This window comes from Kocuria sp. U4B, assembly GCF_054875615.1.
In genome coordinates this window covers 1,004,461-1,031,089 of sequence record NZ_CM142180.1, presented here as the reverse complement: position 1 = coordinate 1,031,089, position 26,629 = coordinate 1,004,461, and the positions used below count along the sequence as shown (strand labels likewise).

Below are 26,629 nucleotides of genomic sequence, written 5' to 3'. Positions count from 1 at the left end.
GCCCCGGGGCTCAGGCGTCGCCGGGACGCTGGCCGGGACGGCGCGCGGAGACCGTCTCGGTCCGCACGCCCAGCTCCCCGGCGGCCAGGCGCACGCCCAGCCGGTCGCCCTCGTGCACCCCGGACGCGTCGGTGACCACGGTCCCGGACGCGTCGAGGACCACGGCGTAGCCGCGCTGCAGGGTCTCCTGCGGGGACAGGGCCCGGACCCGGGCGCGCAGGTGGCGCACGGCGTCCCGGTCCCGCAGCGTGCGGGCGTCGACGGCGGACAGCGCCCGGGAGCGCAGCCGGTCCACGTCCTCCTCGCGCAGCAGGATCATGTCCTGCGGCTGGGCCAGCGCGGGCCGGGAGCGCACCCCGGCGAGGCCCGCGGCCTCCCGGTCCAGGAACGTCCGCACCGCCCGGTCCAGGGACGCCCGGGCGCGGGCGACGCCGCCCCGCTCCTCGACCACGTCCGGGACGACCCGCTTGCCAGCGTCCGTGGGGGTCGAAGCCCGCAGGTCCGCGACCCAGTCCAGCAGCGGCTGGTCGTTCTCGTGGCCGATCGCGCTGACCACGGGCGTCCGGGCGGCGGCCACGGCCCGCACCAGGGACTCGTCGCTGAAGGCGAGGAGGTCCTCGAAGGAGCCGCCGCCGCGGGCGATGACGATGACGTCGACCTCGGGCAGCCCGTCGAGCTCCTGCAGGGCTGCGGTCACCGCGCGCACGGCCCCGGCGCCCTGCACCGCGACCTCCCGGACCTCGAAGTCCACCGCGGGCCAGCGCAGGGACGCGTTGCGGATGACGTCCTTCTCGGCGTCGGAGTTGCGCCCCGTCACCAGGCCCACCCGCCGGGGGAGCAGGGGCAACGGCTGCTTCCGGGCGGCGTCGAAGAGCCCCTCCTCGGCGAGGGCGCGGCGCAGCCGCTCCAGCCGTTCCAGCAGGTCGCCCAGCCCCACGGGGCGGATGCCGTGCCCGAGCATCGACAGCCGGCCCGTCTTCGTCCAGAAGTCCGGCTTGAGCTGGGCCACCACCCGCATGCCCTTCTCGAGCGGGCGGTCCAGGTGCGCCGTCTCGTTGGCGAACAGGGTCACCGGCACGGAGATCTCGGCGTCGACGTCGCGCAGGGTCACGTACGTCACCCGGGCGCGCTGGTTCAGCTCGATGATCTGGCCCTCCACCCAGGTGGGGGCGCAGCGCGCGATGTAGGCGTGCAGGTTCTCGGAGAGCAGCCGCAGGGGCCACGGGTTCTCCGGGGTGGTCCGGTCCGCCCGTGCCGGGACCTGCCGCGCGCCGTCCCCCTGGGCCTCCTGCTGGGGCTCGAGATAGCTCATGGTCCATGCTTACCACTCGTGGCGGACGCCCGCGCGGGGCCGCCGCCGTGCATAGAGTGGGACCGTGACTTCCTCCCGCGCCGCCGCCCCCCGCCCCCCACGACGTGCCGCGGCCGCCGTGCGCACCGGCCTCGGCGCGGCCCTGGCCCTCGTCACGGCCGGGCTCGTGTCGGTGCTCGTGCCCCTGCACTGGGCCGCGGACACGGTCGTCTCCCAGCAGGGCTTCACCCGGGTGGTGGGCACCCTCTCCGAGGACCGGCAGTTCCAGGAGGCCCTCGCCCGCACGGCCGTCAACCGCGCCGCCGACACCCTGCTGGGGGAGCGGAGCACGGGCATCGCCTTTGTGGACCGCCTCGTCCAGGACGCCGCCCGCCGGGCCGCCGACGTCGCGGCCGGCCTCTCCTCCCAGCCGGCCTACCAGCAGGCCTGGACCCAGGCGCTGATCCGCACGCACGAGGCGAACGTGCCCGCCGACGGCGCGGTGGCGGACGCGCCCCAGCACCTCGTGCTCGAGCTGCAGCCGCTGCTCGAGGCCGCCGACGGCGCCGTCCAGCAGTCCGTGGGCGTCGACCTGGGCCTCGCCGAGCGCCAGGGCAGCATCACCGTGCCCGGAAGCAACACCGGGCGGCTCGTGGAGGCCGGGACGCGGCTGACCGGCCTGGCCGTGCCCCTGAGCTGGGCCGCCGGGGTGCTGGGGCTCCTGGCGCTGCTCGTGGCCCGCCACCGCTTCGCCGTCCTGGCCGTGCTGGGCCTCGGCACCCTGGCGGGGCTCGCCGTGGTGTGGGCGCTCGTGCAGAAGGCGCTCCGCCGGGCGGCCGGCCCCCTCGGGGCCGACCCCCTCGTGTGGCTGGTCTCCGACCGGGTGCTCGACCTGCTCACCGGGTCCCTGGCGCAGTGGATGACCACGGCGGCGTGGGCCGCGGGGATCACGGGCGCCGTGGGGGTCGTCGGCGCCGTCGTGGTGTCGTCCGCCTCACGGCGCCGGCGCCGGTCCACCGCGTAGCATGGACTCCATGCCCACGACCGTTGCCCTCTCCATGCCCACCGTCCCCCGACAGCGGCGCTCCCCCGAGGACGTGGCCGCCGCCGCCCCCGTCGAGGGCCCCCGGCGGGTCCTCCTCGCGTCCCCCCGCGGCTACTGCGCCGGGGTGGACCGCGCCGTGATCGCCGTGGAGAAGGCGCTCGAGCACTACGGGGCCCCCGTGTACGTGCGCAAGGAGATCGTGCACAACAAGTTCGTGGTCAGCACCCTCGAGGAGCAGGGCGCCGTCTTCGTCGACGAGACCGACGAGGTCCCCGCGGGGTCGCTGCTGATCTTCTCCGCCCACGGCGTCTCCCCGGCCGTCGTGCAGTCCGCCCAGGACCGCGAGCTGCGCACCATCGACGCCACGTGCCCGCTCGTCACCAAGGTGCACCGGGAGGCCGTGCGCTTCGCGAAGAGCGACTACGACATCCTGCTCATCGGCCACGACGGCCACGAGGAGGTGGAGGGCACCGCCGGGGAGGCCCCCGAGCACATCCAGGTCGTCAACAGCCCCGACGAGGTCGACCAGGTCGTCGTCCGGGACCCCGACAAGGTCGTGTGGCTGTCCCAGACCACCCTCAGCGTGGACGAGACCATGCAGACCGTCGAGCGGCTGCGCGAGCGGTTCCCCTCCCTGCAGGACCCGCCCAGCGACGACATCTGCTACGCGACCTCCAACCGGCAGGCCGCCATCAAGCAGATCGCCCCGGACGCCGACCTCGTCATCGTCGTGGGCTCCGCGAACTCCTCCAACTCCGTGCGCCTCGTGGAGGTCGCCCTCGAGTACGGCGCCCGCCGGGCCGAGCGCGTGGACTTCGCCAACCAGGTCGACGAGTCCTGGTTCGAGGGCGTCGCCACCGTCGGCGTGACCAGCGGGGCCTCCGTCCCCGAGGTGCTCGTCCAGGACGTGCTGCGCCTGCTCGAGCGCTACGGCTACGGGACCGTCGAGGAGGTCGTCACCGCCCAGGAGGACGTGCTGTTCTCCCTGCCCAAGGAGCTGCGCGCCAAGCTGGCCGAGGCCGGGGACGACTCGCGGCGCCTCGGCGGCCGCGGCGCCCGCCCCGCCCGCTGACCCGCGGGCCCGCCCGGGGCAGGGCTCACAGCCACCCGTTCTCGAGCGCGGCCCGGCACGCCTCCGCGCGGTTGGAGGTGTGCGTCTTGCCGATGGCGCTGGAGAGGTGGTTGCGCACCGTGCCGGGGGACAGGTGCAGCAGGGCGGAGACGTGCTTGACGCTCGACCCGTCCACCGCGGCGCGCAGCACCTCCTGCTCCCGGGCGGTCAGCGGGTTGGGCCCGCCCGCCAGGCTCTCCTCGGCGAGGCCGGGGTCCAGCACCCGCAGCCCGGCGTGCACCCGGCGCACGGCCTCCGCCAGCTGCGCGGCCGGGGTGTCCTTGACCACGAACCCGGACGCCCCGGCCTCCACCGCCCGCCGCAGGTAGCCCGGCCGCCCGAAGGTCGTGACGATCAGGCAGCGGCACCCGGTGCCCGCCGCCACGACCTGGCGGGTCGCGGCGATGCCGTCCAGCCCCGGCATCTCGATGTCCAGCAGCGCGACGTCGGGACGGTGCTCCCGCACGGCGTCCAGGACCTCGTCCCCGGCCGCGACCTGGGCGACGACCTCCAGGTCGTCCTCCAGCTCCAGCAGCGCCGCCAGGGCGCCGCGGACGAGGTGCTGGTCGTCGGCCAGCAGCAGCCGCACGGGAGGGCTCACGGGACGCGCACCTCCAGCACCGTGCCCTCACCGCGGTCCCCGGCGCGCAGGCGGACCGTGCCGCCCGCCTGCGCGACCCGCTCGCGCAGCCCGCGCAGCCCGTTGCCCTCCGGGCCCAGGACGCCGTCGCCGTCGTCCGTGACGGTCAGCGTGGTGGGCGTCCACCGCACGGTGCAGCGGGAGGCGTGGCTGTGCCGGACCACGTTGGTCACGGCCTCCCGCAGCGCCCAGGCGAGGACGCCGCGCCGGGGTCCGGCCACCGCCTCGGGCCGCCCCGCGACGTCGGCCTCGATCCCCGCGGCCCCCAGTGCCGTCCTCGCGGCCTCGGCCTGCTCGGCGAGGTCCGGGGTGCGCAGCCGGCCCACGGTCGAGCGCACCCCGGCCAGCGACTCCCGGGCCAGGCCCAGCACGTCGTCGAGCTCGGCGCGGGCCCGCTCCGGCTCCGCGTCGAGGACGCGGCGCGCGAGCTCCGCCTTGAGCGCGATGACCGTCAGGGAGTGGCCCAGGACGTCGTGGACGTCCCGGGCCACCTCCTCCCGCTCCCGGGCGAGCGCCAGCTCGGAGGCTAGCGCGGCGTGCTGCTCGTCGCGGTGCACGGCGAAGCGCATGCCGCCGACGACCGCGGTGGAGGTGAAGTACATGGTGAGCACCCACCCGCTCGAGGGCGGCAGCAGACCGCCGAGGACCACGCAGGCCACGGCGGCCAGGAGCACGGCCAGGGCCACCAGCGCCGGGCGCAGCGGCAGCCGGAACGCCCACAGGGCCGCCAGGTGCGGGGCCATGACGAACGCCCACACGCCCACGGCGGGCACGCTCAGCAGGACCAGCCCCACGAGCACACCGCACCAGGCGAGGGTGTTCCCCGGCTCGCCGCGCACCGGCAGGAGGCCGGGGTTGCGGAAGGCCAGGGAGTAGACGACGGCGAAGCCTGCCAGGGCCAGGCCCGCCAGCACGCGCGCCGGCGTGCCGGCGGGGGAGCCCACCAGGGCGCCCGCCGGCAGGACGAGGAAGACCAGCCAGACCGCGGCGAACCACCACGAGGGGTCCTCCGCGGGCAGGCTCCCCGGGGCCCGGCGCCGGCCGGAGCGCTCGCCGGTCATCGCCGGCTCGTTCCGCGGCGGGCCACCAGCAGCGCCGTGGCCGCGAACACCACTGTCCATGCGACCACGTTTACCACAGGGACCCACAGGGGGTCCGTGACCGGGGCCGCGCCCGCGCCGGCCACGGGGAGCGCGCCGCCGGTCACCGGGTACCGGGCCAGCGCCATCACGCCGTACACGGGGGTGAAGCGGCTGAACCCGAGCAGGCCCCCGGACAGGGGCACGAACGCGTTGCCCAGGAAGGCCAGGACCACGAGCATCCCGGAGGCGGCGCCCACGGCGGCCTCGGAGCGGAAGAGCAGCCCCACGGTCAGGCCGTAGAGGGCGAAGACCACGGACCCGCCCACGGCCAGGAGGGCGGTGGCCAGCCAGCGCCCGGCCCCGTCGATCTGCGCGTTGGTGGCCCACCCCACGAGGTGGACGACGAGGACGGGCAGCGCGGCGACGCAGAGCGCCACCGCCGCCTTGCCGGCGACGTAGCCGCCCCGGGTCAGCGGGGTCAGCGCCAGCTGGCGGCCCCAGCCCTGGCTCTGCTCGACGGCGGCGCTGCCGGCGAGCGAGGCGGTCGCGGTGATCGCCCCGTAGGCGGCCATCGAGACCATGGTGTGGGCGGAGACGTTGCCGTGGCCGACGGACCGGTCGGCCCACTCCTGGATCACCCCGAACATGAGGAACAGGGCGGCGGGCAGCAGGACGACGAAGACCGTGCTGGAGACCATCCGGACGTTGCGGCGCAGGTCGTGGAGGACGTAGGCGAGGTTCATGACGGGCTCCCGGTGGGCTGGAGGAGCTCGCCGCCGGCGGGCTCCGCGGAGGTCAGGTCGAGGAAGGCGGTCTCGAGGGACGGGCCGCCGACCTCCAGCCCGGACGCCGCGGTGCGGGTGAGCAGGTGGCGGCACAGCGCGTCCGGGTCGGTCGTGGTCAGGACCACGCGGGCGCCGTGGCGCCGAACGGAGCTGACGTGGGGCAGGTCCGCGGGGTCGGCGTCGTCGGTCCAGCGCACGCTCACCGTGCGCCGGGTGGCGCGGGCACGGACCTCGTCCGTGGGCCCGTCGGCGACGATCCGCCCGCCGGCCATGACCACGACCCGGCCGGCGAAGGCGTCGGCCTCCTCGAGGTGGTGCGTGGCGAAGAGCACGGTGCGGCCGCGGTCGGCCTCGGCGTGCATCGTCGCCCAGAACGCCCGGCGGGCGGCGACGTCCATCCCGGCCGTCGGCTCGTCGAGCACCAGCAGGTCCGGCTCCGGCAGCAGGGCGAGGGCGAAGCGCAGCCGCTGGCGCTGCCCGCCCGAGCACTTCGAGACCCGGCGGCGGGCGAGGTCCTCGAGACCGGCCCGGGCCAGGACCTCGGCGACCGGCGCGTGGTGCGGGTGCAGGGCGGCGATCATCCGGACGGTCTCCGCCACGGAGAGGTCCTCCAGCAGGCCGCCCGTCTGCAGCACCGCCGAGACCCGCCCCTCGGCCACGGCCCGGCGGGGCGGCAGCCCGAGGACCCGGGCGGTGCCCGCCGCGGGGCGGGCCAGGCCGAGGACGACGTCGAGGGTCGTGGTCTTGCCCGCGCCGTTGGTCCCCAGCAGGGCCACGACCTCGCCCCGCCGGACGTCCAGGTCGATGCCCCGCACGGCGCGGACGGTGCCGTGCGGGGTGCGGAAGGTCTGGGTGAGCCCGGCCAGCTCGATCGCCGGTCCGGGGGCTGGTGCGCTCGTCATGGCCCGATCGTGCCGCCGCCGCCGCAGGGGCAGAAGCACCGGATGTCACGGTCCTCCCATGACATCTGTCACGGGTGCCCGGGCGGACGGGGGGCGTGGGCGCCGGCGGGTAGAATGGTCTCCCGTGGCTCTTACTATCGGAATCGTCGGACTGCCCAACGTCGGCAAGTCCACCCTCTTCAACGCGCTGACCCGCAACACCGTCCTGGCGGCGAACTACCCGTTCGCGACCATCGAGCCGAACATCGGCGTGGTCAACCTGCCGGACCCGCGCCTGGAGCGGCTCGCGGAGATCCACGGTTCCGAGCGCATCCTGCCGGCCACCGTCTCCTTCGTGGACATCGCCGGCATCGTCAAGGGCGCCTCCGAGGGCGAGGGGCTGGGCAATCAGTTCCTGGCGAACATCCGCGAGGCGCAGGCGATCGCCCAGGTGGTGCGCGCGTTCGACGACCCCGACGTGATCCACGTCGACGGCAAGATCGACCCCGCCTCCGACATGGAGACCATCAACACCGAGCTGATCCTCGCCGACCTGCAGACCCTCGAGAACGCGATCCCGCGCCTGGAGAAGCAGGTCAAGATCAAGAAGGCCGATCCCGCCAAGCTCGCCGCGATGCAGCAGGCGCAGGCGGTCCTCGAGCGCGGCGACACCGTCTTCGCGGTGGCGCAGAAGGAGAAGCTCGACGTCGACCAGCTGCGCGACCTGAGCCTGCTCACCGCCAAGCCCTTCATCTACGTCTTCAACGCCGACGACGGGGTGCTCGCCGACGAGGAGAAGCAGCAGCAGCTGCGCGATCTCGTGGCCCCCGCCGACGCCGTGTTCCTGGACGCCAAGCTCGAGTCCGAGCTCGTGGAGCTCGACGAGGAGGAGGCCCGGGAGATGCTGGAGATGTCCGGGCAGGACGAGGCCGGCCTCGACAAGCTCGCCCGCGTGGGCTTCTCCACCCTCGGGCTGCAGACGTACCTCACCGCCGGGCCCAAGGAGTCCCGCGCCTGGACCATCCCCGTGGGCGCGACCGCCCCGCAGGCGGCCGGCGTGATCCACACCGACTTCGAGCGCGGGTTCATCAAGGCTGAGATCGTCTCCTTCGAGGACCTCGACGCCGCCGGCTCCATGGCCGAGGCCAAGGCCGCGGGCAAGGTCCGCATCGAGGGCAAGGACTACGTCATGCGCGACGGCGACGTGGTGGAGTTCCGCTTCAATGTTTAGTCCTCGTTATTGCCCCTACTCAGACGGGGTGTCGCTGCTCTGAGTCCGCAGGGGTCCGCAGAAATCCCGCCTGCGGCTTCCATAAGCCCCTGGGCTGCGGCCCTTGTCCGGTCCTCCGCGGTCGGCCAGAGATGGGCGTACGTGTTCAGGGTGACCGTGGGCTTCGAGTGACCGAGGGACCTCTGCACCGTGACCACGTCGCACCCTGCTGCAATCAGTCCTGAAGCGTAGAAGTGCCTCATGTCGTGCAGAACGAACCCCGGGATGTCCGCAGCCTTGACCGTCTTGCGCCACCAGTGCCCCACGGTGTTCTGGTGAGGCGGGTTTCCACCTATGCCCATGAACAGCCAGCCATCGCCGTAGACACCATGCTCGACGTGCTGAGCCAGTAGCTCCATGAGGCCATCGGGGGCGTACACAGTGCGGTGAGAACCGTATTTGGGACTGCGGATCTCCACGCCGCCGGGCGCCCTCTGGACCTGCCTGTCAATTCCCACCGTCCGGGCCTCGAAATCGACGTCCTCGGCCTTCAGGCCAGCGGCTTCGCCGAGTCACAGCCCAGCGAAGGCAGCCAGTGCCCAGAAGGGCCGGCAGTGGTCCTCAGACGCCGCTAGGAGCCCTCCAACCTGCTCGGGGGAGGGGATTCTCAGCCTGGACTCTTTGGTGCCTCTGGAGGGCAATCTGACGCCCTTCATGAAGTCTTCGGGCAACCGCTTGTCTTCAACGGCACCACGGACGACGGTATGGACGTTGTTGAAACGGGTGCGCACTGTCCCAGGAGCTAGACGTTCGGACATGTCCCGGACCCATGCTTCGACATGCCCCCTGGTGAGCTTGGCGAAAGGTGTGCTCGAGAATGTGCAGTCTCGAATAGCCAGCCGCATGGCGCGTTCGGTGCCGACTTCCCAGAGCTGCCTTGCTGCGTACCCCTCGAAGTAATCCTCTAGCGTGGTGCGCCCATGTCCTGGGTCAACGTAGCGGCCCGTGCGGACCGAAGTGGTGACCTCGTCAAGCCAATGCTGAGCGTCGATTTTGCGGGGAAAGCGCCGGGCGTGCTCCTTGCCCTCGTGATCCCGATAGCGCGCCCTCCAGGAGCCGTTGGGGCGTTTCTTGATGGAAGCCATTACTTGCCGCGCTCGATCTCCGCCTGCATGTGGGCGTAATAGTCGCCCGCGTCTTCCGACTCTTGCGCGCCGTGAATTTCATCCAGAAAGTCATTCACTGCCTGGGGGTAGGGGCGGCGTAGTTGAGTGCCGGCGTCCTCAATGAGCTTCTCCAGGGCGCGGGCCTCTCGACGTCCGAGCTTGTCCCTGTTTGCTTGTGCGTACTCCTGGACTTCTTCCAATTCCCGACTCAGTACGGACTGCTGGAAGTCGTAGTTATACACGGCATTGCCCACAGCATCCCCGGCTGCGCGGGCATCCTGTAGCGCGGCCCGGAGCTTCCCAACCGCCGCGGCGTGGCCAGACGGCTCCAGCATCGACGGCATGTCCGTGCCGAGCACGTACGTCAGGGCAAGGGCTTCGTCTAGGCGGGTGCCACGAGTGCTGTCCTCCGTCCGCGCCACAGTGATCTGCGAGTACTTGGGCCATCCCGCGTCATTCATGCGGCGTGCAAGTTCGGATTGGGACCACCCGAGCGCCTCGCGGCGTGCCCGGACGTTGCCGCCGAAGTTTTCATTGACCCTAGTCAGATCGGGTTCGTCGCTCATGTAGAAAAAACTCCTTCGTGAGAGTTGACGCCAGCTATAAACCTCTGCAATCATCGTACATGTAGAACGGCTATCTACACGGGAGATGGATGGAGGTGTATTACATGGACAAGCTACTCACGGTCGACGAGGTCGCCGAGATCCTGCGGAAGACCCCGGGCGCGCTCCGCTACCAGATCCACGCAGGGACCGCCCCTCGCTCGGCTCGCATCATGGGCCGGCGGATGTTCAGGGAGTCCGACGTTCGGGCCTACATCGAGGCGCAGTTCGCAGCCACGGCCTAGACGGCAAGTGGCGTGCCCGGGGAGGAAACGACACCGGGGGATGTTTCAGAACTGAATAGACGGTCCACCGGGAGCCAGTATCCCGGCCTAGCACCCTCGGGTGCTCATTCTTCATGCCATAACAAAGGCCCTGTTGCTCGCATCTGCCAGGAAGCGCACCAGGGCCATTGTCTAATCACAAAGGACCAGTTATGTCTACAAACAACCATACAGCACCACAAGGCGACGTCAACAACTTCAGCAGCACCTGGGCAGTTCCACTCATCGTGGCAGCCGGGTTCATTCTCCCGCACATCCTCGTGGCGGTGATGGGCCTGTGAACGCGGCAGCACTGGAAGCCCGCCTAGCCTTGATCGCCCGCGGCTTCCACATCTTCCCCACGATTCCCGGCGGCAAGCGACCCGCAGTGAAGGACTGGGAAGCCAAAGCTACAACCGACCCCGACCTCATTGCAGCATGGCCCGCAGGTGCTGGCATCGGCATCGCCTGTGGCCCCTCGAACCTCGTGGTCCTCGACCTCGACGCCCACGGTGGGGAGCCGCCGGCGAAGTGGCAGCAACCCGGCATCAACGACGGTCTCGACGTCCTCGCCGCAGTCTGGGCCGAACACGAAACGGACAGCAGCTTCCTGCACACCATGACCGTGCAGACGCCCTCCGGTGGCCTCCACTGCTACTTCGCAACCCCGGACCGGGAAGTGCGCAACAGCGCCGGGAAAATCGGCTGGCAGGTCGACGTCCGCGCAGCAGGCGGCTACGTCGTTGGCCCCGGCACCGTGATCGACACCGACCACGGGCCTCGACCGTACGAGCTGATCTGTGCCCCCGATGACCTCCAGGTGCTCCCGGGGTGGTTGGTGGACGTCCTGACGCCGCGGGAACCCGCCCAGCGTGCCGCTATCGCCTACCAGGGCCGCGACCTCCGCGACGACCTCGCCGGCCTGCTGCGCGTGGTGCTCACCGCCCAGCCCGGAGAGCGCAACGCCCGTCTCTACTGGGCAGCTCGTCGGGCAATGGAGAAGGAAGACGTCAACCTCGACGCGGCCCAGCGCATCCTCGCCGACGCCGCCCAGCGCATTGGGCTCAGTGAGCAGGAAGCGCGGCAGACCATTCGCTCCGCATTCAGGGGGGCCAATGCTTGACCACGACATCGACCTCGAGGAAGCCATCAACGAATTCGTGCTCGACTACGCCGACGAGACCCCGGTTAAGGTCACTCGGGAGTGGCCCGAGCTGCACCCCGACGCCCTTCAGGGACTCCCGGGAAGGATCGTGCGGGCTCTGTTGCCAACGACCGAGGCTGCGGCGCCGGCTCTGCTCGCCCAGGTGCTTGCGATCTTCGCGGCGCATATGGGCGCGGATGGGTCCTCCCCGCACTTGCTGATCGCCAACGACCCGCACCATGCCCGCATGTGGCCCGTGGTTGTCGGCACCACCTCCGCCGGGGCGAAGGGCACGTCGTGGTCCACAGCGATGGCCCCGTTCCACGAGATGCGGCGCGGGATGCCGAATCCCGTGAAGCACGTATCTGGCCTGTCGTCGGGGGAGGGGTTGATTGAGTCGGTCCGCGACGACATCGGGGACCCCAACGACTCCCGCGGCTTCCAGCCCGGTGTGGACGACAAACGGGCTCTGGTGAAGGAGACCGAGCTGGCGGCTGTGTTCCGCCGGCTCTCCCGAGAAGGCAACACCCTGGGGCCGGTCCTCCGCCAGGCGTGGGACGGAGACGACCTGTCCGTGATGACGAAAACTCCGATCCGGGCGACGTCCCCGCACATCGTGGTCGTTGGCCACGTGTCCCCGGAGGAACTGAAGTCCGTGGTCCGATCCAACGACGTTGACGGGGGCACGCTCAATCGCTTTCTGTTCTTCCTCTCGCGCAGGTCCAAGCGGCTCCCGGACGGCGGCAACGCACCTCGGGATGTCGTGGAGGAACTGGGCCGGGAGTTGCGGCGGGCAGTGGAGGAGACCCGCAGTTTCGGAACAGTCAGGCTCACCGATGAGGCATCGGCCCTATGGGCTCGGGTGTACTACCACCTCACCGCTGACCGGATGGACAACGTCGTCACGAAAGCCACCGGACGACGGGCGCCACAGGTCAAGCGACTGGCCCTGATTTACGCGCTCATGGACCGAGCAAAGGTGATCGACGTACCGCACCTCCGCGCTGCTCTCGCCGTGGAGGAGTACTCGACTGCTTCTGCCCGGTGGATCTTCTCCACAGCCAACGGGGGAGACCAGAAAGCCGAGGGCCTGTTGCGATTCATCGCGGACGCACCCGCAGGACGGCTGAAGTCCGAGATCACCAAGCAGCACTTCAAGGGCCACATCAAAGCCAAAGAGCTGGACGCCCTACTGCAAGAGCTGCTCGAGGGCGGACGCATCACGCAGGAGAGGGCGGGCCGGGGATTCCGGTTCAGTGTCGCCTGATTCCTGCGAAACAAGCGAAAGTGCGAAAGAGCGCCCATTTTACCCAGTGGGGCGGGGTTTTTTGTTTCGCGGGCACTTGCGAAAGTCCCGCGAAACAACCCCGTCCACAGGGGCGCGGGCCTCAGTTTCGCGCCAGTTTCGCATCCTCATGCGAAAGAATAAACCGGGCACGACTAGGGCAATTGCCGCTTGTTTCGCACTTTCGCCAGTTTCGCACCATTTGGGAGTAACAACAGTGACCAACCCGTGCATCTGTGAGGACCTGGGAGAAGTTCCCGACCTTGCCAGCATCTGCAAGACCAAGGACGACTGGATGGAAGGCGCCGCACAGCTCCAACGTCGCAACCACCGGCTCCAGGAGCTCAAGCACCGACTGGCCATCCAGCTCGCACAAGCCCGTCTCAACGGAGGGGTTAGTCGATGACCGGAACCCCTGACTTTGTCCGCGCAGTCCGTGCCATCGAACAAGCCGAAAGCCGAGGCCGGCGCCGCGAAGCCGACTACTACCGGGGTCGGCTCAGAGCACTAGCAACTAGGGAGAACTAATGGACCGCTACACATACCGACGCCATTGGTCCGGCCACCTCGCCGCCGGCTGGACGTTCGAGCCCAGCAGCTCAGGCCCTCACCGTCCCGGCATCCGCTTCACATCCCCGGGCAACGCCGGCCGATGGCTCCCGCTGGATCATGTGGACGACTTCGCGGATGCCCTCAAGGCAGCGGCCAGGGCGTCCACCGCGCAGTACGCGAACCGCGCCTACGGCTGGGCCGCGTAGCCCTACACGGGACCCCCAAACAACACCGGAAGCCCCATCGAGCACCACGGGTGGGGCTTCCCCCATGCCCGAAAACGGGCACCAACGACAGGAGCAGCCCCATGATCGTCATCTTCCCCGTTGGGGAACTCATCGCCCGGGTAATCACCATTGCCGCGCAAATCCTCGGATAAGGAACCCAATAGCAACGCACGCACGCCCCTACACCTGGAATCAGGGCAAGCCCGACGAACAGATGGGTGTGAAAGTCCAGAACCGCAAGAACGGCGGATATGTCTTCATCCCCGCCGAAGATCTGTACGCCGTGGCAGACAAGCTCGTTGATATCGCCGAGCAGTACGAGAAAGAGAACTGATGTTCATCACCAAGCCCGAGCACGCCGCGAAGAACCTTGAAGTGTCTGCCACCATCACCGCGTCCCCGGCGCGCATCCGCACCCCGGAAGGCGACGTGCTCGACGCCGTCGCCGTGTTCACCGGGCGCCGCGTTTCCGAGGTCATCACGACCGAAGCAGCTAAGCGCCTGGCGTTCGAGATCGCCGACGCCCTCGAGGTGCACAACAAGTCCTGCAATGTGCGCCGGGACGTCAGCACCAACGACCGGTTCGCGGAACTCGCCGACCGATGAGCACCCGGCGCAGCACTGCACGACGCACCAGCTCGACCCGCCCCAGCACCGCCCGTAAAACCACTGGAAGGTACGCCATGAACCAGAACCTCACCGCCGACATCTACAGCACCGCGATCCCCGGATACACCGAGGCACGCGACCTCGCCGCCACCCTCGACCAGCAGGCCCGGGACGTCCTCACCGCCCACCCGGGCGAAGCCCCCGGGCAGAACGTCTCCCGACTCCTCACCGCCGCCCAGGAGGGCCGCAGCGTGCTCGACGCCGCCCACGAAATCATCGAACAGCGCCGCCGGCAGGAGAACACCGGGGAGGTCCACAAGCTAGTGTTCAAGGCCGCGCAGTCAGCGAAGCAGAACGTCGCCGACCTCACCACGGCACACCTGCTCGACGTCGTCGCGGAGATCCGCCACCGCGTGGAGACCGTCGGGGAGCAGCTCACCGACATGCCCCACCCCATCCCGGGCACCGCAGACGCCGCCATCGCCGCAGACAGGGTCGACGACTACAAGGCCGCCAAGGACCTCGTGGCCCGGTGGGAGTCCCTCGTGACCGTCTACAGCGCCGCGGTCCGATCCACCCTCCAGCCGCACGAGATGCGGACCCTCGCCGCAGCCGCGTTCACCCCGGACCCGCTCGAGCAACACCCGGTCTTCCTGGACCGTCGCGCCCACATCGCCGACGCCGCAGCATTCGCCGTGCGCACCCCCGCGCCCCTGGCACCGCTCATCGACTGGGCCCGCGCCCGCACCAGCGCCGGCAACTTCGCCCCGCGCATCAGCGGCGGGGACGCACAGCCCGAGGGAGCCAACCCGAGGGCATGGGTGCTCCACCTCGTCCAGGACGGCCCGCTGACCGTCCACGACCCGGACACCGCCCTGCGGCTGTGGACTCTGGCGGAGGTCATCACCGCCCCCCTGGACCCGCAGCGTCCCACCGAGACCATCGCCCGGCACACCGCCCTGGCGGAGTACCACGACCTTCTCGGGGAGGCAGAGAAGGCAGAGCACCACGCCAACGAGGCCCAGGCACTCGACCGCTCCCGACGCCGCGGCGCACTGTTCGGCTGACCCACACCACCGAGCAAGATCAGCCGGGCCCGTACTCCACACCGAGTGCGGGCCCGGCCCCGTCCGGAGGAGAACACATGACCGTCAGTCGACAACATCGGGCATTCCGGGAACGCCGCGCCTCCCTCGTGCGCAAGCGGCAACGAGAAGGCCGCACATGCTGGCTCTGCGACGGAGTGCTGAACTACGCGACACCAGGACTGCCCAACAGCGTGGAGGCAGACCACGTTACCGCAATAGCTGCAGGCGGGCACGTCCTCGGACCGCTCGAACCCGCCTGCCGCCGCTGCAACCAAAGCAGGGGAGCCAAGGACGCCGACTCCTACCGCGCCCAGCTCGCTCGCGAAGAAGCCAAACGACCCGCGCCCATCAGGCGCACCACGTCCTGGTGACAGGAACCCACCCGGGGGTCCCCCGTCCCGTCCCCGTGGACATCCCCGGGGCGCTAGTGCCAATCCCTCCGTGCACTTTGGTGAGATTTTGCCTCTATTGGCGCCTGGGAGGGGCTGGGAGGGTTCCTGGGGGCCTTTGGGGCCCTTGGTGATAACCCGTTTGGTTCCGCGGATTCCGGGCCGTTAGATCGGCGCTGAGCGATCCGACATTTCCGGGTGCTGTAACGGATATCGGATCGGAAAACGGATCGGGGGAACTGGGTTCAAGGCCCCATTAAGGGCAGGGAAACGTATTGATGCAGGATTTATTGAGGAGTTTGAGATGAGTGATAAGAGAAGGCGGGCACCGAGGAATCTAGGGGTTGCCGGCCAGAAGTTCTGGCGGCGGGTGCTGGATGACTACGAGCTGTCCCCGGCTGAAGAGGCCGTGCTCGTGCAAGCGTGCCGAATCATGGACTTGCTGGAACGGCTCGAGGTGGAGGGTGCGGAGCAACCGCTCACCGAGATGAGCCCGCAAGGGCGGGTGGTGAACCCGCTGCTTCGTGAGGCTCGGATGCAGCGACAGACGCTTGACCGGCTGGTGCGGTCACTGGGCATCCCGCTCGTGGAAGGCACTAGCCGCGGTTCGCGCCGCGGAAAGTCGCAGGAGGAGCCCACGGGGCCGCGCAGCTTTCGTGTCGTCGACGATGAGGACGCTGCGTGATGGCCTGCCGTGTGGTCGCTGAGGAGGATCTGGAGCCAGCTGTGCCGCGGTGGGTGGTGGAGTTCGACCCGGCCCGGTGGGGTGACACCAATGAGGGGTATGGGGCGTGGCAGCGCGCTGTTTGGGACTGGGCTGACGTTCATCTGTCCGCGGCTGAGGACCTGGGCGCCTGGATGGACGTCTGCAGTAACGCTCTACGGTCGAGGGGGCACTGATGGCGCGCCGGCAACGCAGCGCGGCGGAACAGGGCCCAGCGGTGCCTCGATGGTGCGTGGAATTCGACTCAGAGCGATGGGGAAGTATTCAAGAGTGGCGGGCGGCTGTGAGTCAGTGGGCGAAGACCAGCCTGCATCAGCGGGATGAGTTCGGTGCTTGGGTCGCTGTGGTCGCCAACTCGTATCGCGTCGTTCGGGAGTGGCGTCATGGCTGAACTATTCGGGCCGGTACGGTGATCCATGTTGGTCAAAGGATCACGGTGGCAGCTGGCGTCCTAGCCTCCATGGATGTGGAGGGGCGCGCACCGGTGAGCCTGTCCAGGCGGCTATCCACGCTAACAAGCAGTGCCACAAGCAATGCCCCCACTCGGCAACAGTGGGGGCATTGCTTGTGCGGTGGGGACTTTAGCCGCGGTGCGGGCGCGGGTTGGCTTTGCCCGGGTTGGCCTTTTCGTGGATTTCCCCGCTGTAGCCGTTGCCGTACCTGTCGCTGTCCTTGGCTTCACCGCTGACGTAGGGGCCTCGCTCCGTGCCGCCGGGATAGCAGTTGGTCGCGTTGCACTCCTTCACTTCTTGGCCCCAGTTGTCATCAGGGTCGGCGAACGCGGCTGTGGGCACGGCCAAGGACGCGGCAGCGATGCCGGTGGCCAGGATTAGTCGGATGCTCTTGGACATGGTGGTTCCCCCTGGAAGTTTGATTTGAGTGGGCCGATGATCCGGTGGATACATGCCGATGACCCGCTCCATTACGGTAGGCAGGGGCCGGAGGGTGCAGTAGTCCTAACCAGGGGGACGTGATCTGGTCGTGACCATGTGTCACATGGTCGAAAGCAAAAACATGGGCTGACGAGGGATCATATTCGTGAAGTGACCCTGCATTCCTGTCGTGCGATCGAAAATATAACGGGAGGTTGCGTACAGCGGCTGCGTCGTTGCGCCGTCGCCCGTGACGGTGGCCCTTCTCGAGGATCAGGCGGGCCGTGCCGGGTGGGCACTCATCTAGGCTTGGCGCTCCGCTCGAGCATGGCAGTTGCGCTCAGCGTCATGGCTGGTAGGTGTTGCGGTTCTCCCACTCTTTGAGTGCCTTGGGTGGGATAAGCCAACGTTTCCCGTTCTTGACTGCGCGTAGCCCTCCGTATTCAGGGCTGAGGCGGCGGAGTCGGCGGACATCGTGCTCGGAGCAGCGCAGGATTCCGGCAACTTCCGGCACGGTCAGATACGGTTCGGGCTTTTCCGTGTCGAAATAGTACGAGCCGTGTCAAATGGAATTGACGGATAAAACAGGCACCATTTCGAGGTTATTCGACGATCTCTGCTGAGAGTAGCAAAGCACCCCCGACAGACATTGCCGGGGGTGCTTTGCTATTCAAGATGTGTACTGCGCTGCGTCAGGTTACTGCAGTTCCCAGGTTCCACAGTTTGAGGTCTCAAAGTCCTGTCCCTCTGCGATGGTGACAGTGGGCCGTCCGCCGCCTGGGATGTCGTTGGAGATGATGTCGTCCCCGTTGGTGCCGCTGGTCAGGATCGCCCAGTAGCAACGGGAGCCGACGGTATCGGTGGTGCGGTAGGTGCCCGGGGCGATGTCCGTACCGACGGTCCAGGTTCCCTCGAGGATGGTGTTTTCGGCCTTCGTCTTCTCGGCGCCTGAGACCGCCTCTTCGCGCTCCTTCACGGCGCCTTCAGCCTCCTTAACCTTGCCCTCACGCTCCTTCAGCGCGCCCTCGGCCTCCTTGACGGCTTCCTCGCGCTCCTTGAGGGCTGCCTCCTTCTCCTCAAGCCCGGAAGACATGGTTTCGTACTCGCCCTGGAGGGAGCTGTAGTTAGCCTCCACCTCCTCTTTCTCAGAGGCGAGAGCCACGTATTCGGTGCTTGTCGTGGGGTCCGAAGCGCCGCCCATGGCCGCTCCCATGCTCAACAGCAAGAAGGCGCCAACTCCCATGCCAGTCCATTTCAGCCAGCGCTTCTTGCCCTTCTTCTTTACGGGTTGCTGACCGTAGTTGGGCTGGAACTGTTCAGGGTGCCCCGGGTAGGGGCCGGGCTGCTGGTTGTACTGAGGACCCTGAGGGAAGGATCCGTTCGGGGGGAACTGAGACATCGCGGTTTCTCTCGCTGGGGGATGTTGTCGTGTAAACATTAGTAAACAGTCAACTCAAGCGGGGAGTTCTAGCCCATGGGTGGCCCTCTGCCCTAGTGCATGGGGATTCATAATGTGAAATGGTGTGCTCCCTATCTGCCCAGCATCATTGATGTCCCTTCCAGGCGGGATAGTGCCCTGGGCGGCGGACCGCAGTGCCCTAGCAATGACTGTCTAGACACTGTCGTCAGACGAGGCCAAAAGCGGGTTCCCCGGTTCGGTTCGTGGTGACCTGTTGGATCATTTGGTGCATGTGCTCGCCGACGACGGGTTCGAAGTCGGTGCGGTAGTGGTTGGGGTCCTTCAGGGCGACGTCGATGCCGTGGGTAAGGATGACATCCTTCGTGTCGTAGAAAGGGATGCCGTGCTCGGCCTCGATGGCCCGTAGTTGCTCGGTGAGCTTCGCTCGTTCAGGGATCTGCGTGCCGTCCGATCCCTCGGAGTAAGTGGGGTTGACCGCCATCACCGGGGTCTTGAGGATTTCGCGGATACGCAGCAGGTCCCGAGCAATTTCGTCATGTTCTGCCCTTGAGTACGTCACGTGCTTGAGGAGGTGGTCCTCGGGGAGGTCCCCGGTGCGGCCGTGCATCACGTGGCGGCCGGCGTATCCGTCCCGCTCGGCGATGCCGTAGACCTTGTGCCCGTTAAGCTCCAGCCCCTTGAGGCGCTGCTGCTTCCAGGTGCCGACTTCCACGATGACCAGGTCCAGGTTCATCGGCCCGGGGTGTGCCAGGTTCTCGGGTAGCTCCAGATGGGTTTCGAAGACGACCTCGCGGTAGGCGGGGGGAATGGTCGTAAGGCCGGTCAGGATCTCGGCGGACTGGCGGGCCGCGGCGGCGGTGTGTGTGAACCACTGGAGATGCTTGTCGTGGTTGAGGAGCTGGATGCGTCCGGACGCGTGGAGGGTCCGCAGCGGCCGGATGACGCGGCAACTGCCCAGCGCCAGGACAGTGGGGGGATGCATAGGGGCATCGTAGGGCGGCGGGTCTGCGATCAGACCGCTTGGGGGAACGTGTTGCCGAAGTTCATAGTCATGGATGTCCGGGCACCGAGAAGCCCCGGCAGCTTCATGAGTGGGTGAAGGTGCCGGGGCCTCGTCAGTTTAGGTGGGTCAGTACTTTAATGCACTTTAATGCGTCCATTTTTCCGGCCAAGTCCTCCAGGTCCTTGATGAGGACGCGGAGTTCCTTTGTGGTGAGGTCCTGTTGGGTCTGGATGTTCAGCAGCACCCGTCCGCGCCGCTCGAAGGAGGCTCGCGACCACTGCACGGTCATGTCGTAGAGCTTGCCTTCGTACTGGTGCATTTTGGAGTAGTGGATGATGTCGCCTTCGCCGGCATCAGTGCAGAGGTTGGGGTCACAGTAGGCGGGGCAATCGCTGGTCTTCCGGGTGGTCTTGCGGGCGGTCATGGGGGCGGTGGCGGTGGTGCTCATGGTGTTCTCCTTAGGGGGGGGTCGGAGATGGGTGGGGGAGGCGCGTGCAGTCCGCAGAGAGTCCGCAAAAAGCCCGAATGCGGACCGAATCTGCCTATCGCCAACACACACAGAAACCGCGGAATCCTGCGGTGAACTACCATGTGCTAGTGCACACAAATAGGCTATGGACATTCCGCTTCAACGTCTGAGCGGGCCGGGCGATCGCGCTGGTGCGCGGGTCATTCGGGCTGAGGTCGCCGGCGGTTCTGCTTGGTCTCGGAGCGCCGACGTTTTTCCTCGATCCGCCGGCGCCGCGAGCCGGTCGTGGGCCGGGTCGGTCGGCGGACGGGAGCCGGGACCAGTGCGTCGCGCAGCAGGGCGGCCAGCCGCTGTCTCGCCGCAGTCCGGTTGCGTCGCTGCGAACGGTGCTCCGCGGCGCTGACGGTGAGCACCGTGCCCGACAGCCTCCCGGAGAGCCGGTCGAGGACGAGCTCGCGCTGGGCGTCGCTCAGCGCGGTCGTCGTGCCCAGGTCGAGGGCGAGCTGCACCCTGGAGTCGGCGGTGTTGACGCCCTGGCCACCGGGGCCCGAGGCGTGGGAGAACAGCTCGACCAGCTCTCCCGCCGGCACCCTCAGGCCGCGGGGCACGCCGGGCCCCGGCGGCACCTGCAGATCGTCCACACGATGATTGTGCCGCAACCGCGGCGAGGGCGCCGCCGGACCCGGTCGGAGGTCATGGAGCCGAGCGCTCCGCCCCGTCCTCCGCGCGCCCGACCAGCTGGAACCCGTGGAGACGGGCGACTGCCGGCGGGCAGCGACGAACGAGCTCCGCGACATCTGGCGGAAGTCGTCGCTGTGGCGCACCGTGATGTGGGGCATCATGGGTCCCGGTTTCACCGTGCCGCTCGCCGGGGCTCCTCCCGGCCACCGCGCACGGACCGCGACGAGAGGAAGTGGGCGTCATGACCGACCGGCTCACCGTGGGCGTGCTGGGCACCGGGATCATGGGCGCGGCGATGGCCCGCAGCCTGGCCCGGGCCGGGCACGCCGTCCGGGCCTGGAACCGCACCCGGGACAAGGCCGCACCCCTGGCCGAGGACGGCGTGCACGTCGCCGAAACTCCCGCCGAGGCCGTGTCCGGCGCCGACGTCGTGCTCACCATGCTCCGTGACGGCGCGGCGGTGGCCGAGGTGATGGACCGGGCCGCTGCCGCCCTGCGCCCGGGCGCCGCCTGGGTGCAGTCCACGACCGTGGGCGTGGGGTCCGTGGAGGAGCTGGCGGGTCTGGCCCGCGGGCACGGGCTGGTGTTCTTCGACGCCCCCGTGCTGGGCACCCGCCAGCCGGCCGAGGCGGGCCGGCTCACCGTGCTGGCCGCCGGCCCGGGCGAGCACCGGCCGGCCGTGGCGCCCGTGCTCGACGCCGTCGGCTCCCGCACCGTGTGGACCGGCGAGGACGGCGGGGCGGGCAGCGCGACGCGCCTGAAGCTGGTGGCCAACAGCTGGGTGATCGCGGTGACCGGCGCCGCGGGTGAGGTGCTGGCCCAGGCCCTGGACGTGGACCCGCAGGACTTCTTCGACGCCATCGCCGGCGGCCCGCTCGACATGGGCTACCTGCACGCCAAGGCCGCCCTCGTCCTGGAGGACCGCCTGTCGCCGGCCGACTTCGCGGTGGAGACCGCCGCCAAGGACGCCCGCCTCATCGTGGAGGCCGGCCGCGAGCACGGCGTCCGTCTGGACGTGGCCGCCGCCGGGGCGGAGCGCCTGGCGCGCGCGGCCGCCCGGGGCCACGGCCGGGAGGACATGGCTGCCGCCTACTTCGCGAGCTTCGACGAGCCCCCGGTCCCGTGAGGGCGGGCGCCGGCCGCCGGCGCGCTCACTGATCAGCAGCAGCAATCCCGCGCCGGGCCCGGGCGCTCAGCTGTCGTGCCCGGACTCCGGCTGAGGGGCCGCCGTGGCCTCGACGTACTCGTCGACGTCGACGAGCACCGCTCCTCCGGCCTGCGCCACGTGCAGGGCGACGGCGAGGCTCTCGACGTCGTCCTCGGCGAGGGGCTCGGCGGGGAGGGCGAGCTCGTAGCGCTCCTCGCCGTCGACGACGACGGGCGTGATCCGGGCGGACCCCGTGGTCAGGTCGACCACGGTGGGCGGGGCGGCCCCGGGCTCCTCCGGGAGGGCGCTCGGGTCGTGGGGGGTGGCAGAGAGGTCCATGCGTTCCGTCCTGTCGCTCGGGAATGCCGTCAGCCTACTGGCTGTTCGTCCCCGCGCAACGGATCGGCCCACGGGCACCGCCGTGTCCTACGCAGGCCCTCCCGCGGGGCTCCCGCTACCCGCCACCGGGGCTGCGCTCCGGCCCGGGGACGTCCGGGGCCGGAGCGGCGGAGCCGGTCTCGACCTCCGACGGCTCCGTGGTGGGCGTCGGCGACATCGTAGGGGAGGGGCTGACGGACACGGGGGCCGAGGAGGCGGGCGAGGAGTCCTCCCCGGCCCCGCCCGGATCGTCGCACCCGGTCAGGGCGAGCCCGAGCAGGGCCAGGACGGGGACGGTGGTGCGCATGGGGCGGCCTTTCCGTGCGGGGCGGTGCCGGGTGGTCCGTGGTGGCGGAGAGGCCCGCGTGCGTCCCCGGCCGGGGACGCACGCGGGCCTCTCCCGGCTGCCGGCGGGGACTAGAGGGCGCGGCCGCCGGGGCGGTCGTCCTCGATGGGCAGGCCCGTGACCGGGTCGATGCCCGTGGCGGTGTCCTCGCTGGTGAGGACGCTGTCCGGTCCGCCGTCGACCGACGTGCCGCTGGCCGGTGCGACCACCTGGCTCACGGTGGTGTCGACCGGGGCGGCGTCGACCGGGGCGGCGTCGACCGGGGCGGCGTCGACCGGGGCGGCGTCGACCGGGGCCGCGTCGACCGGGGCCGCGTCGACCGGGGCGGCGTCGACCGGGGCCGCGTCGACCGGGGCGGCGTCGACCGGGGTGGCGGCCTCGAAGGTGACCGGCTCGGCGTCGCCGGAGTCCTTGGACTTCGCGGCCGCGGCGGCGCCGGCGGCGGCCACCCCGGCCGCGGCCACGCCCGCGGCGATCACCTTCCCGGACACCCCGGCCTTGCCGCTGTCACCGCGGGAGCCGGCGGCGTCCTGAACCCCCGGAGCACCCACGGCCGCCCCCGGGTTCACCGCCCCGCGCCAGGCACCGGTGGCGTAGCCGGCGTCCTCGATGAACGCCTTGAACCGCTCCAGGTCCTTCTCCGCCTGGTTCTCCACGACGTTGAGCTTGTCACCGATCTTCTCCACCAGCCCCTCGGGCTCGTACTCCAGCACCAGGTGCACCTGCGTCTGGGCAGCGCCCACCGCCTGGAACTCCACGGTCCCGGCGTTGGTCGCGCCCTCGGTGGCGGCCCAGGAGACCTTCCGGTCCGGGACCTGCTCGAGGACCTGCGCCTGCCACTGCCGGCGCACCCCGCCCAGCTCGGCGACCCACTCCAGGCGGTCGTCGCCCAGCTGGCGCACGCTCTGCACCCCGCCCATGAAGTGGGGGAACTCCTCGAACTGCGTCCACTGGTTGTACACCGTGGTGACGGGCACGTCCACGACGACGGTCTTCTCGACTCTGGTGCTCATGGCATCTCCTTCGGGTCCGACGGACAACGGGTGGCGAACAGCCTGAATTCGCCAGTGTGCTTACGGTATACCCGAGGGCGACCCCGTGGCCAGGTCCGGGCCCTGGGGGGGGGGCTAGGTCTGCTGGGGCTCGGCGGTCGTCGCCTGGCCGGGCTGGGGCTTCGGGTCGGGCCCGCCGTCCGTGGCGAGGGCGATCGCCAGGCCCACGACGATCACCAGGGCCAGGGCCAGGGCGGAGAAGAGGGCGATGGTGGTGAACTTCGTGACCCCTCCGGGTGCGGGCCGGCGGTGGTTCTGGGACTGCTGCGACATGGCGGTTCCTCTCCGGGGCACGTGCGGGGCGCTCTCTGTGCGAGAAGCCTAGGCCAGGGCGGGGCCCGAGCGCAGCCCCCGGGGAGCCCGCGGGCGCCGGGGCCGGCTCAGCCCAGGACCCGCTTGATGCCCTCGCGCTCCTTCTCCAGCCGGCGCACCCGGCGGCCGAGCGTGAGGAGCCGGACCGAGCCGACGAGGGCCATGACGAGGGCTCCGGCGATCGCCGCGAACAGCATCGCGACGCCGAGGGGGAGGCTGAAGCTCCAGCCCAGGTAGCGGAAGTCCGCCGGGATGTTGTTCTGGAGGATGAAGACCAGCAGCAGGATCAGGACCAGCAGGCCGAGGACCAGGGCGACCCACATGGCTCCCGAGATGCCCCGGCCCCGGTGCTCGTCGAGCCGGGGATCCGTGCCCACCGGGGGCGGGGCCGCGGCCTCCCGGGGGACGGGGACCTGCCCCGGCGTGCTGCCGGTCGTGTCCCCGGTGTGCGGCGTGGGGTCCGTGCGACGTGCGTCGGAGGACTCCGGTGTGCGCTCCATGACGGCTCTCCCTGCTCCGAGGATGCTCCACTGCTCACGGTAGTCCCGCGCCGGGCGCAGCTGAAGCCCCCGCGGGCCTCAGCGGGTCGCGGCGGCCCGGCCGAGGAAGCGCCGGACCTCCGCGGCGACCCGCGCCAGGGCCTCCTCCTGGCCAAGGGGCGAGGACCGGCCGACCTTCAGCCCGTGGTCGGCGCCCTCGACGGGCACGACGTCGACCGCCGGCGGGCGGACCACCCCGCCCGCTCCCCCGGCCCTCACGGCCTCCACCACCTCGTCCGCGGAGCCGAACGGGTCCCGGGTCCCCTGCACGACGAGGGTGGGCGCCGTGGGCCGCAGGAGCTCCTGGGCCCGGGAGCGCTCCGGCCGCCCCGGCGGGTGCAGGGGGAAGGCCAGGCACACGACGGCGGCGGCGTCCACGGCCCCGGCCGTGCGGCACGCCACGCGCGCCCCGGCGCTGCGGCCCCCGACGACGACGGGCGCGTCCCCGGCCAGCTCGGCGACCACCGGGGCGGCGGCCAGCCACGCGGCGTCGAGGGCGGCCGGGCGCGGGGCGATCCTCCGGCCGGCGACCACCCACGGCTGCTCGTGCCGCACGACGGTGACGCCGTGGCGGGGGAGCTCCTCGGCGAGGGCGACGAGCTCGCGCGAGCCGGCGCCGCCGCCCGCGCCGTGCCCGAGCCACAGCACCGCCGACGGCACCCCGGCGGGGGAGACCAGCAGACGCCCCGGGCCGGCGTCCGTCGGCACGGCGAGCTCGGTGCTCCCGGTCGGTGGCGGCATGTCCTCCACGGTAGCCCGGCGGGCGCGGCGCTGCGGCCCCCGGGCCGGCGGCGCCGCGCAGGGCCTAGCATGGCGCCATGGCATCCCCGAACCCCGCCCGCGGCGCCCGGCCGAGCCGGGCGGACCTGGAGGCCGCCCGGAACACGACCCTGCCCGACCTCCTGGGGCCGGGCCTGAAGCTGCTGGTCTGCGGGATCAACCCCAGCCTGTGGGCCGCCGCGACCCAGGCGCACTTCGCCCGCCCGGGCAACCGGTTCTGGCCGGCGCTCTACGACGCCGGGCTGACCGGCCACCTCGTCGACTGCTCGGCCGGGATGACGGAGGCGGACCGCCGGCACGTCGTGGGCCGGGGGCTCGGCATCACCAACCTCGTCCGGCGGGCCACGGCCCGGGCGGACGAGCTCGACCCCGCCGAGTTCGTCGCCGGGCGGGCGCGGCTGGCCGAGCTCGTCGCCGAGCTGCGCCCCGCCGTCGTCGCGGTCGCCGGCGTCACCGCCTACCGGCACGCGTTCGCGGACCCGCGGGCGGTGCTCGGGCGGCAGGACCGGGAGCTGGCGGGGGCGCAGCTGTGGGCCCTGCCCAGTCCCAGCGGGCTCAACGCCCACGCCTCCCGCGCCGGCCTGGCCGAGGCCTTCGCGGCGGCGGGACGGGCCGCCGGCGTGCCGCTGGACCCGCGGCCCCCGGGCGGGGCGCTCAGACGAACAGCAGCAGGCTCAGGGCCATGAGGGCCATGCCGGCGATCAGCCCGTAGATCGACAGGTGGTGCTCGCCGTACTCCCGGGCCGTGGGCAGCAGCTTGTCGAGCGAGACGAACACCATGATCCCGGCGACGCCCGCGAAGACGACGCCGAAGAGGGCGTCGGTGAGGAACGGGCGCAGCAGCAGGTAGCCGAGGATCCCGCCCGCCGGCTCGGCCAGCCCCGACAGGAACGACCAGGTGAAGGCCTTCCGGCGGTTGCCGGTGGCGTGGTAGATCGGCACCGACACCGAGATGCCCTCGGGGATGTTGTGCAGGGCGATCGCCACGGCCACCGGGATCGCGACGGAGGGCTCCTGCAGGGCCGAGACGAACGTCGCGAAGCCCTCGGGGAAGTTGTGCAGGGCGATCGCCACCGCCGTGAGCATCCCCATGCGCATGAGCCGGCGGCTGCGCCCGTCGTCGTCGTGCGGGAACTCGTGGGGGTTGGCGCGCGCGGGCACGAGCCGGTCGATCACGGCGATCAGGGCGATGCCCGCGAAGAACCCGCCCACCGTGGCCCACGCCCCGCCGCGGTCGCCCAGCTCCGCCACGAGGGCCTGCTGGGCCTTGACGAAGATCTCGATCATCGACACGTAGATCATCACGCCCGCGGAGAAGCCCAGGCTCACGGACAGGAACTTGGCGTCGGTGCGCTTCGTCATCAGCGCCAGGAAGCTGCCCACCCCCGTGGCCAGTCCCGCGAACAGCGTCAGGGCGGAGGCGAACAGGATGTCGTTCACGGGCGGGTCGTCCTCGTTCCTGCGCGGGGCTGGGCGCTCGCAGTCTAGCGAAGGCCCGCCGGGAGGACGGGGCGCCGTGCGCCAGAATGGTGG

General features: G+C 70.4%; 33 protein-coding genes. 12 read left to right on the top strand and 21 right to left on the bottom strand.

The genetic code is table 11. From position 1 onward, the window contains the following. Positions 1-10: 10 nt before the first annotated feature. Positions 11-1,312, bottom strand: coding sequence for an exodeoxyribonuclease VII large subunit (gene xseA / locus ACYSMR_RS04835; RefSeq protein ID WP_461747540.1), 1,302 nt, complete (start codon positions 1,310-1,312; stop codon positions 11-13). A gap of 64 nt (positions 1,313-1,376) precedes the next feature. Here xseA and ACYSMR_RS04830 point away from each other — a divergent pair, with 64 nt between their 5' ends. Together ACYSMR_RS04830 and ACYSMR_RS04825 are read left to right on the top strand one after the other, a co-directional pair. Further along, entirely contained in the window at positions 1,377-2,315 is a 939-nt protein-coding gene (locus tag ACYSMR_RS04830) for a hypothetical protein (RefSeq protein WP_461747539.1), read from the top strand. A gap of 10 nt (positions 2,316-2,325) precedes the next feature. After that, on the top strand, positions 2,326-3,408 hold the full coding sequence (locus ACYSMR_RS04825) for a 4-hydroxy-3-methylbut-2-enyl diphosphate reductase (RefSeq protein ID WP_251334493.1): 1,083 nt from the start codon (positions 2,326-2,328) through the stop codon (positions 3,406-3,408). A gap of 25 nt (positions 3,409-3,433) precedes the next feature. Here the strand turns inward: ACYSMR_RS04825 and ACYSMR_RS04820 are convergent, their stop codons facing one another. Genes ACYSMR_RS04820 through ACYSMR_RS04805 form a run of 4 tightly spaced genes read right to left on the bottom strand, consistent with a single transcriptional unit; the run spans position 3,434 to position 6,856 of the window. Then, complete coding sequence (locus tag ACYSMR_RS04820) at positions 3,434-4,048, bottom strand: response regulator (protein WP_461747538.1); 615 nt, start codon at positions 4,046-4,048, stop codon at positions 3,434-3,436. Further along, a complete protein-coding gene (locus ACYSMR_RS04815; protein WP_461747537.1) occupies positions 4,045-5,148 on the bottom strand; it encodes a sensor histidine kinase in 1,104 nt (367 codons plus the stop codon). Before ACYSMR_RS04815 ends, ACYSMR_RS04820 begins: the two co-directional genes overlap by 4 nt. Next, on the bottom strand, positions 5,145-5,912 hold the full coding sequence (locus tag ACYSMR_RS04810; RefSeq protein ID WP_461747536.1) for an ABC transporter permease: 768 nt from the start codon (positions 5,910-5,912) through the stop codon (positions 5,145-5,147). Before ACYSMR_RS04810 ends, ACYSMR_RS04815 begins: the two co-directional genes overlap by 4 nt. Continuing rightward, on the bottom strand, positions 5,909-6,856 hold the full coding sequence (locus tag ACYSMR_RS04805) for an ABC transporter ATP-binding protein (RefSeq protein ID WP_461747535.1): 948 nt from the start codon (positions 6,854-6,856) through the stop codon (positions 5,909-5,911). Before ACYSMR_RS04805 ends, ACYSMR_RS04810 begins: the two co-directional genes overlap by 4 nt. Positions 6,857-6,980: 124 nt before the next feature. Here ACYSMR_RS04805 and ychF point away from each other — a divergent pair, with 124 nt between their 5' ends. Next, complete coding sequence (gene ychF, locus ACYSMR_RS04800) at positions 6,981-8,066, top strand: redox-regulated ATPase YchF (protein ID WP_251334498.1); 1,086 nt, start codon at positions 6,981-6,983, stop codon at positions 8,064-8,066. Here the strand turns inward: ychF and ACYSMR_RS04795 are convergent. Genes ACYSMR_RS04795 through ACYSMR_RS04785 form a run of 3 tightly spaced genes read right to left on the bottom strand, consistent with a single transcriptional unit; the run spans position 8,063 to position 9,777 of the window. Then, positions 8,063-8,563 carry a tyrosine-type recombinase/integrase gene (locus ACYSMR_RS04795; RefSeq protein ID WP_461747534.1) on the bottom strand — a complete coding sequence of 167 codons (501 nt, stop codon included), beginning with the start codon at positions 8,561-8,563 and terminating at the stop codon, positions 8,063-8,065. The two genes, ychF and ACYSMR_RS04795, sit on opposite strands and share 4 nt — an antisense overlap. A 54-nt stretch (positions 8,564-8,617) precedes the next feature. Next, complete coding sequence (locus ACYSMR_RS04790) at positions 8,618-9,190, bottom strand: hypothetical protein (protein WP_461747533.1); 573 nt, start codon at positions 9,188-9,190, stop codon at positions 8,618-8,620. Beyond that, positions 9,190-9,777, bottom strand: coding sequence for a helix-turn-helix domain-containing protein (locus tag ACYSMR_RS04785; protein ID WP_461747532.1), 588 nt, complete (start codon positions 9,775-9,777; stop codon positions 9,190-9,192). Before ACYSMR_RS04785 ends, ACYSMR_RS04790 begins: the two co-directional genes overlap by 1 nt. A gap of 104 nt (positions 9,778-9,881) precedes the next feature. Here ACYSMR_RS04785 and ACYSMR_RS04780 point away from each other — a divergent pair, with 104 nt between their 5' ends. The 7 genes from ACYSMR_RS04780 (at position 9,882) to ACYSMR_RS04750 (ending at position 16,058) form a co-directional block, all read left to right on the top strand. Beyond that, positions 9,882-10,061 (top strand): helix-turn-helix domain-containing protein, encoded by a 180-nt coding sequence (locus ACYSMR_RS04780; protein ID WP_461747531.1) that lies wholly within the window; start codon positions 9,882-9,884, stop codon positions 10,059-10,061. A gap of 191 nt (positions 10,062-10,252) precedes the next feature. Next, positions 10,253-10,381 carry a hypothetical protein gene (locus ACYSMR_RS04775; protein WP_461747530.1) on the top strand — a complete coding sequence of 43 codons (129 nt, stop codon included), beginning with the start codon at positions 10,253-10,255 and terminating at the stop codon, positions 10,379-10,381. Continuing rightward, a complete protein-coding gene (locus ACYSMR_RS04770; protein WP_461747529.1) occupies positions 10,378-11,202 on the top strand; it encodes a bifunctional DNA primase/polymerase in 825 nt (274 codons plus the stop codon). The genes ACYSMR_RS04775 and ACYSMR_RS04770 overlap by 4 nt, the downstream gene beginning before the upstream one ends. Next, a complete protein-coding gene (locus ACYSMR_RS04765; RefSeq protein WP_461747528.1) occupies positions 11,195-12,490 on the top strand; it encodes a DUF3987 domain-containing protein in 1,296 nt (431 codons plus the stop codon). Before ACYSMR_RS04770 ends, ACYSMR_RS04765 begins: the two co-directional genes overlap by 8 nt. A 1,130-nt stretch (positions 12,491-13,620) precedes the next feature. Next, positions 13,621-13,893 carry a hypothetical protein gene (locus ACYSMR_RS04760; RefSeq protein WP_461747527.1) on the top strand — a complete coding sequence of 91 codons (273 nt, stop codon included), beginning with the start codon at positions 13,621-13,623 and terminating at the stop codon, positions 13,891-13,893. A gap of 77 nt (positions 13,894-13,970) precedes the next feature. After that, entirely contained in the window at positions 13,971-14,963 is a 993-nt protein-coding gene (locus tag ACYSMR_RS04755) for a hypothetical protein (RefSeq protein ID WP_461747526.1), read from the top strand. A 714-nt stretch (positions 14,964-15,677) separates the two neighbouring features. Further along, complete coding sequence (locus ACYSMR_RS04750; protein ID WP_461747525.1) at positions 15,678-16,058, top strand: terminase; 381 nt, start codon at positions 15,678-15,680, stop codon at positions 16,056-16,058. Positions 16,059-16,678: 620 nt separating this feature from the next. Here the strand turns inward: ACYSMR_RS04750 and ACYSMR_RS04745 are convergent. The 6 genes from ACYSMR_RS04745 to arfB all read right to left on the bottom strand — a co-directional run bounded on the left by ACYSMR_RS04745 (position 16,679) and on the right by arfB (position 20,502). Further along, on the bottom strand, positions 16,679-16,948 hold the full coding sequence (locus tag ACYSMR_RS04745; protein ID WP_461747524.1) for a hypothetical protein: 270 nt from the start codon (positions 16,946-16,948) through the stop codon (positions 16,679-16,681). A gap of 367 nt (positions 16,949-17,315) precedes the next feature. Beyond that, positions 17,316-17,483: a helix-turn-helix domain-containing protein gene (locus ACYSMR_RS04740; protein ID WP_461747523.1), complete on the bottom strand. Its 168-nt coding sequence runs from the start codon at positions 17,481-17,483 to the stop codon at positions 17,316-17,318. Between the two features lie 183 nt (positions 17,484-17,666). Further along, positions 17,667-18,368 (bottom strand): zinc ribbon domain-containing protein, encoded by a 702-nt coding sequence (locus tag ACYSMR_RS04735; RefSeq protein WP_461747522.1) that lies wholly within the window; start codon positions 18,366-18,368, stop codon positions 17,667-17,669. 226 nt (positions 18,369-18,594) lie between these two features. Continuing rightward, positions 18,595-19,371: a hypothetical protein gene (locus tag ACYSMR_RS04730; RefSeq protein WP_461747521.1), complete on the bottom strand. Its 777-nt coding sequence runs from the start codon at positions 19,369-19,371 to the stop codon at positions 18,595-18,597. A 133-nt stretch (positions 19,372-19,504) separates the two neighbouring features. Beyond that, positions 19,505-19,840 (bottom strand): hypothetical protein, encoded by a 336-nt coding sequence (locus ACYSMR_RS04725; RefSeq protein ID WP_461747520.1) that lies wholly within the window; start codon positions 19,838-19,840, stop codon positions 19,505-19,507. 221 nt (positions 19,841-20,061) lie between these two features. Then, positions 20,062-20,502 carry an alternative ribosome rescue aminoacyl-tRNA hydrolase ArfB gene (gene arfB / locus ACYSMR_RS04720; protein ID WP_461747519.1) on the bottom strand — a complete coding sequence of 147 codons (441 nt, stop codon included), beginning with the start codon at positions 20,500-20,502 and terminating at the stop codon, positions 20,062-20,064. A gap of 281 nt (positions 20,503-20,783) precedes the next feature. On the opposite strand from arfB, the gene ACYSMR_RS04715 reads away from it, so the two are divergent. Next, positions 20,784-21,668 carry an NAD(P)-dependent oxidoreductase gene (locus tag ACYSMR_RS04715; RefSeq protein ID WP_461747518.1) on the top strand — a complete coding sequence of 295 codons (885 nt, stop codon included), beginning with the start codon at positions 20,784-20,786 and terminating at the stop codon, positions 21,666-21,668. A gap of 66 nt (positions 21,669-21,734) precedes the next feature. On the opposite strand, the gene ACYSMR_RS04710 is transcribed toward ACYSMR_RS04715, so the two are convergent. The 6 genes from ACYSMR_RS04710 to ACYSMR_RS04685 all read right to left on the bottom strand — a co-directional run bounded on the left by ACYSMR_RS04710 (position 21,735) and on the right by ACYSMR_RS04685 (position 25,057). Continuing rightward, the gene (locus ACYSMR_RS04710; RefSeq protein WP_251334501.1) at positions 21,735-22,028 is read right to left on the bottom strand and encodes a hypothetical protein; all 294 of its coding nucleotides are present in this window, start codon (positions 22,026-22,028) and stop codon (positions 21,735-21,737) included. A 115-nt stretch (positions 22,029-22,143) separates the two neighbouring features. Further along, on the bottom strand, positions 22,144-22,374 hold the full coding sequence (locus ACYSMR_RS04705; RefSeq protein ID WP_461747517.1) for a hypothetical protein: 231 nt from the start codon (positions 22,372-22,374) through the stop codon (positions 22,144-22,146). A gap of 110 nt (positions 22,375-22,484) precedes the next feature. After that, positions 22,485-23,426 (bottom strand): SRPBCC family protein, encoded by a 942-nt coding sequence (locus ACYSMR_RS04700; protein WP_461747516.1) that lies wholly within the window; start codon positions 23,424-23,426, stop codon positions 22,485-22,487. Positions 23,427-23,540: 114 nt separating this feature from the next. Next, complete coding sequence (locus ACYSMR_RS04695; RefSeq protein WP_251334010.1) at positions 23,541-23,738, bottom strand: hypothetical protein; 198 nt, start codon at positions 23,736-23,738, stop codon at positions 23,541-23,543. A 107-nt stretch (positions 23,739-23,845) separates the two neighbouring features. Beyond that, positions 23,846-24,277: a LapA family protein gene (locus ACYSMR_RS04690; RefSeq protein WP_461747515.1), complete on the bottom strand. Its 432-nt coding sequence runs from the start codon at positions 24,275-24,277 to the stop codon at positions 23,846-23,848. A gap of 78 nt (positions 24,278-24,355) precedes the next feature. Beyond that, positions 24,356-25,057 carry an alpha/beta hydrolase family protein gene (locus ACYSMR_RS04685; protein ID WP_461747514.1) on the bottom strand — a complete coding sequence of 234 codons (702 nt, stop codon included), beginning with the start codon at positions 25,055-25,057 and terminating at the stop codon, positions 24,356-24,358. Positions 25,058-25,134: 77 nt separating this feature from the next. Here ACYSMR_RS04685 and ACYSMR_RS04680 point away from each other — a divergent pair, with 77 nt between their 5' ends. Beyond that, positions 25,135-25,782 (top strand): mismatch-specific DNA-glycosylase, encoded by a 648-nt coding sequence (locus ACYSMR_RS04680; protein ID WP_251334007.1) that lies wholly within the window; start codon positions 25,135-25,137, stop codon positions 25,780-25,782. Here ACYSMR_RS04680 and zupT read toward each other — a convergent pair. Then, a complete protein-coding gene (gene zupT, locus ACYSMR_RS04675; RefSeq protein ID WP_461747513.1) occupies positions 25,751-26,536 on the bottom strand; it encodes a zinc transporter ZupT in 786 nt (261 codons plus the stop codon). The two genes, ACYSMR_RS04680 and zupT, sit on opposite strands and share 32 nt — an antisense overlap. Positions 26,537-26,629 lie beyond the last annotated feature (93 nt).